We start from the raw sequence: 5,237 nt of genomic DNA, 5'->3' as shown, positions 1-5,237 counted from the left end.
ATTTACTCGATATTCTGAATCTGTTCGCGCATTTGCTCGATCAATACCTTCAGTTCAATCGCGGAATTAGTCACTTCGGCATTGATAGACTTTGATGCCAGAGTGTTCGACTCACGGTTGAATTCCTGCATCATGAAGTCCAGACGACGGCCAACGGCCTCTTTTTTCTTCAGGATGTTGTAGGTTTCTTTGACGTGGGCTTCCAGGCGATCCAGTTCCTCAGCCACGTCGATACGCTGCGCCATCAGCACCAGCTCTTGCTCAAGACGATTATTTTCCAGTTGCACCTGAGCATCTTCCAGTTTGGCTACCAGACGCTCACGCTGCCATTGCAGGATTTCCGGCATATGCGCACGTACCTTCGTCACTTCAGCGCTGACGCCTTCCAGACGCTGCTCGATCAGCGCTTTCAGCGCCTGACCTTCAGTTTCACGTGCGACGATGAAGTCATCCAGCGTACCGTCAAGTGCGGCGAGGATTTCGGCGGCAATGGCGTCCAGATCCTGCTCCTGGGCAGCCATTACGCCTGGCCAGCGCAAGATATCAACCGGGTTGATTTCACCTTCATCGCTCTGCATTTTGACCCAGTTAGCAGCGCTAACGAGCTGTTTAGCGAGCTTTTCATTCAGAATCAGCTCGCCCTGAGCGCTGGCATCAGGCTCAAAACGCAGGGTACATTCGACCTTACCGCGCGTCAGACGCGTGCGAATACGCTCGCGAACAACGGGTTCAAGACTACGGAACTGCTCCGGCAGGCGAAAATAAGTTTCCAGATAACGCTGGTTTACCGAGCGCATTTCCCAGGTAGCGCTACCCCATTCACCCTTGATTTCACGCCGGGCGTAGGCGGTCATGCTGCGGATCATAGACGTTCCTGTTTTTAAAGATGAGATGGGAGGATTATAGCCATCCATGTCTTGTCAGGATAGGAATAACAGTCGGAAGTCCGTATAATGCGCAGCCACATTCGTTTCAAGCCGGAGATTTTATCATGCGTCCAGCAGGTCGTAGTGCCAATCAGGTGCGTCCCGTCACCCTGACCCGTAATTATACAAAACACGCTGAAGGCTCCGTGCTGGTCGAATTTGGTGATACCAAAGTGCTGTGTACCGCCTCGATTGATGAAGGCGTACCGCGTTTTCTGAAAGGTCAGGGCCAGGGTTGGATCACCGCAGAATATGGCATGCTGCCACGCGCCACGCACACCCGTAACGCCCGTGAAGCGGCAAAAGGTAAGCAGGGCGGTCGTACCATGGAAATCCAGCGTCTTATTGCGCGTGCGCTGCGTGCCGCAGTTGACCTGAAAACCCTTGGCGAGTTCACTATTACTCTGGACTGCGATGTTATCCAGGCAGATGGCGGTACGCGCACCGCATCAATTACCGGTGCATGTGTTGCGTTAGCTGATGCGCTGAACAAGCTGGTCGCGAGCGGTAAACTGAAAACTAACCCGATGAAAGGGATGGTTGCAGCGGTTTCCGTGGGGATTGTGAACGGCGAAGCACTCTGCGACCTGGAATACGTTGAAGATTCTGCCGCAGAAACCGACATGAACGTGGTGATGACTGAAGACGGCCGTATTATTGAAGTACAAGGCACGGCGGAAGGCGAGCCATTCAGCCATGAAGAACTTCTCACCCTACTGGCGTTGGCCCGAGGGGGAATCGAATCCATTGTAGCGACGCAGAAGGCGGCGTTAGAAAATTGATTTTAAAGGCGACTGATGAGTCGCCTTTTTTTTGTCTGTAATAAAGTGAGATGAGGAGCGAATCCATGAAACCGTATCAGCGCCAGTTTATTGAGTTTGCGCTTAGCAAGCAGGTACTAAAGTTTGGCGAGTTTACGCTGAAATCCGGGCGTAAAAGCCCCTATTTCTTCAACGCCGGACTGTTTAATACCGGGCGCGACCTGGCTCTGTTAGGCCGTTTTTACGCCGAAGCGCTGGTGGATTCCGGTATTGAGTTCGATTTGCTGTTTGGCCCAGCGTACAAAGGTATTCCTATTGCGACTACAACGGCCGTTGCGCTGGCTGAACACCACGATAAAGATTTGCCGTACTGCTTTAACCGTAAAGAGGCGAAGACCCACGGTGAAGGTGGCAATCTGGTCGGTAGCGCACTTGAGGGGCGTGTCATGCTGGTGGATGACGTGATCACTGCCGGTACTGCGATTCGTGAATCCATGGAGATAATCCAGGCAAATGGCGCGACGTTGGCAGGGGTACTCATTTCTCTCGATCGTCAGGAACGCGGTCGCGGCGAGATTTCAGCGATTCAGGAAGTGGAACGCGATTATGGTTGCAAGGTGATTTCTATCATTACCCTGAAAGATCTGATTGCTTATCTGGAAGAAAAACCTGAAATGGCAGAACACCTGGCCGCAGTACGGGCGTATCGCGAAGAGTTTGGGGTATAAGAACTGCCGGATGGCGCTGCGCTTATCCGGCCTACGCACTTACCGGGCCTACGGCTTACGTAGGCCGGATAAAACGAAGTCGTTACTGCAGCTGTGCGGCAACCAACGGCCAGCGGGTGTCAAAGTCATCCGTTGGACGGTATTTAAATTCGCTGCGCACGAAACGAGATAACATACCTTCACAGAAAGCCAGTAACTGACTGGCCAGCAGCGTTTCATCTACGGCGTAACCTTCGCCTTCACGCATTCTTTTTTCTCGCAGAACCTGGCGCAACTGTGCCTCAATACGTTCAAAAAGCTGGTTAATACGGCCTTGCAGACGATCCTGTTCAAACATGAGCGCATGCCCGGTCAGAATGCGCGTCAGACCGGGGTTACGTTCACCGAACCCTAAAATCAGCAGAACGATCAGACGCAGACGTGCGCCGGTGTCCTTTTCATCTTTTAAGATCAGATTGATACGGGTAATCAGACTATCTTCGATAAACTCAATCAGGCTATCGAACATGCGGGTCTTGCTGGGAAAATGGCGATACAATGCCGCTTCGGAAACGCCCACAGAGGCTGCCAGTTTTGCTGTCGTGATACGCTGGCTTCCATCACTGGATTCCAGCATCAGCGCCAGCGACTGAAGTATTTCTTCGCGACGATTCCTTTTCGCAGTTTGCTTTTCTACCATGTTACAAAATACCCCTGAAAATAAGCACTTGCCAGGCAGGCATCCACACAGCGACCGCAAACGACTGTTTGCGGTATGTTATTGCGTTATTACGCTACGGGATGCTTCTTTACGGGTTACTTGCGCCCGGAATGGCCGAAGCCGCCTTCGCCACGATCGGTGGCTTCAAACTCTTCCACCAGATTAAATTCAGCCTGCACAACCGGTACAAAGACCATCTGTGCAATACGTTCACCTGGTTCAATGGTGAAGCTATCCTGGCCACGGTTCCAGATGGATACCATCAGCTGACCCTGATAGTCGGAATCAATCAAACCGACCAGGTTACCCAGTACGATACCGTGCTTATGACCCAGACCAGAGCGTGGCAACATCACCGCGGCCAGTGAGGGATCGGCGATATGGATGGCTAACCCAGTTGGCACCAGCGTCGTTGCGCCAGGCGCCAGTTCTACGGCGTCATCAAGACAGGCACGCAGGTCAAGTCCGGCAGAACCAGAGGTGGCGTACGTCGGGAGCGGAAATTGTTTCCCTACGCGCGGGTCCAGAATTTTAACGTCGATTTTTTTCATCATAACGGGTCACGATCTCGTCGAGTAATAATTGGCCCAGGAGTTCTTTGCGCTCAAGCGGTAAGACTTTATCTCCATCCTGCCAAAAAAGGTGTAATGCGTTGCTATCGCTGTTAAATCCTTGAGTAGAAAGCGAAACATCGTTTGCACAGATCACATCAAGGTTTTTGCGGAGGCGTTTTTGCCGGGCATATTCTTCCACATTATTTGTTTCGGCGGCAAACCCAACGACAAAGGGACGGTTAGCATCCAGTGCGGCAACGCCGGCAATAATATCCGGGTTCTTGACCATTTTTACTGTTAATTCATCGCCCTGCGTCGCCTGTTTTTTGATTTTTTCGTGGGCGACAGTTTCAGCGCGATAATCAGCGACTGCAGCGCAGCCGATAAAAATATGCTGTTGTTGCACTGCAGACTGCACAGCGGCTTCCATTTCCAACGCGGTCATCACATCAACGCGCTGGACAAATGGCGGTGTGGGTAACGAAACCGGACCCGACACCAGCGTGACGTTTGCTCCGCGCTTTGCGGCCGCGGCCGCGATAGCAAATCCCATTTTTCCGGAGCTGTGGTTGGAAATATACCGCACGGGATCAAGCGGTTCACGCGTCGGGCCCGCCGTAATCATGATGTTGAGATGTTGCAGGGAGTTGACAGGTGAAAAATGTTCTGCCGCCATATCCACAATCGTTAACGGATCCAGCATACGTCCAGGACCGATATCACCACATGCCTGGCTACCGCTGTCAGGGCCCCAAATGAGCAAACCGCGCGAAGCAAGAATGCCCAGATTGTGCTGGGTCGCGGCAGCGCGATACATCTGCTGGTTCATGGCCGGCAGCACGGCAACAGGCGCGGGTGTTGCCAGACAAATCGTAGACACCAGATCGTTAGCCATACCGGCGGCAACGCGGGCAATCAGGTCTGCCGTCGCGGGAGCCAGAATAACCAAATCGGCCCATTTCCCCAGCTCAATATGGCCCATCGCGGCTTCGGCAGCGGGGTCGAGCAGGCTGTCAGATACCGGATAGCCCGAAACTGCCTGTAAGCTCAGGGGAGTAATAAAGGCTTTTGCCGCTTCGGTCATCGCCACGCGGACGTCTGCGCCGCGTTCCCGTAAACGACGCACCAGCTCAGGGGTTTTGTACGCAGCAATACCGCCACTGACGCCAAGTACGATTTTTTTACCGGCCAGGCTCATCATGATCTTTCCTGTTGGGTTACACCAGAAGGCGGATATTTTATCACACTCCATCATTTATCGTGCTTTTGACCGTGCTCCACTTTGCGAAGCGCCACGAGGAATGGATAACAGAGCGTCGATCTGCCGTTGGTGTTATGCCACCATGCGGATGCGAAAGGAGGGGAAAGCATGGAAAATACAGGACGTATAATGCCTCGGGAAAAGCTGTTGGCACAGGGGGCAAGCTCGCTGACCGACGTTGAGCTGCTGGCTCTTTTTTTACGCACCGGCATTCAGGGTAAAGATGTGCTTACGCTGGCGAAAGAGATGCTTCAGCATTTTGAGTCGTTGTATGGCTTGTTGTCTGCTGATTACATGGATTTTAGCC

At 52.7% G+C, this 5,237-nt stretch carries 7 protein-coding genes; 3 read left to right on the top strand and 4 right to left on the bottom strand.

What is annotated here, in order from left to right; all coding sequences use genetic code 11:
- Nucleotides 1-2: 2 nt before the first annotated feature.
- A complete protein-coding gene (locus JTI85_RS00750) occupies nucleotides 3-866 on the bottom strand; it encodes a YicC/YloC family endoribonuclease (protein WP_003024052.1) in 864 nt (287 codons plus the stop codon).
- Between the two features lie 125 nt (nucleotides 867-991).
- On the opposite strand from JTI85_RS00750, the gene rph reads away from it, so the two are divergent.
- A complete protein-coding gene (rph, locus tag JTI85_RS00745; RefSeq protein ID WP_003024054.1) occupies nucleotides 992-1,708 on the top strand; it encodes a ribonuclease PH in 717 nt (238 codons plus the stop codon).
- 65 nt (nucleotides 1,709-1,773) lie between these two features.
- Nucleotides 1,774-2,415, top strand: a complete 642-nt coding sequence (gene pyrE / locus JTI85_RS00740) for an orotate phosphoribosyltransferase (RefSeq protein ID WP_061066836.1) — start codon at nucleotides 1,774-1,776, stop codon at nucleotides 2,413-2,415.
- 82 nt (nucleotides 2,416-2,497) lie between these two features.
- On the opposite strand, the gene slmA is transcribed toward pyrE, so the two are convergent.
- From slmA to coaBC, 3 genes are all read right to left on the bottom strand, one after another.
- Nucleotides 2,498-3,094: a nucleoid occlusion factor SlmA gene (gene slmA, locus JTI85_RS00735; protein ID WP_048213722.1), complete on the bottom strand. Its 597-nt coding sequence runs from the start codon at nucleotides 3,092-3,094 to the stop codon at nucleotides 2,498-2,500.
- 116 nt (nucleotides 3,095-3,210) lie between these two features.
- Nucleotides 3,211-3,669, bottom strand: coding sequence for a dUTP diphosphatase (dut, locus tag JTI85_RS00730; RefSeq protein ID WP_061066835.1), 459 nt, complete (start codon nucleotides 3,667-3,669; stop codon nucleotides 3,211-3,213).
- Complete coding sequence (coaBC, locus tag JTI85_RS00725; RefSeq protein WP_201442972.1) at nucleotides 3,647-4,867, bottom strand: bifunctional phosphopantothenoylcysteine decarboxylase/phosphopantothenate--cysteine ligase CoaBC; 1,221 nt, start codon at nucleotides 4,865-4,867, stop codon at nucleotides 3,647-3,649. Before coaBC ends, dut begins: the two co-directional genes overlap by 23 nt.
- A 171-nt stretch (nucleotides 4,868-5,038) precedes the next feature.
- Between coaBC and JTI85_RS21170 the strand changes: the two genes are divergently transcribed.
- A partial coding sequence (locus JTI85_RS21170) for a UPF0758 domain-containing protein (RefSeq protein ID WP_370629217.1) occupies nucleotides 5,039-5,237 on the top strand: 199 nt, incomplete at its 3' end.

Source organism: Citrobacter sp. Colony219, assembly GCF_019382635.1.
In the GTDB taxonomy this organism is placed as follows: Bacteria; Pseudomonadota; Gammaproteobacteria; order Enterobacterales; family Enterobacteriaceae; genus Citrobacter; species Citrobacter youngae.
This window is presented reverse-complemented; position numbering and strand designations above follow the sequence as displayed.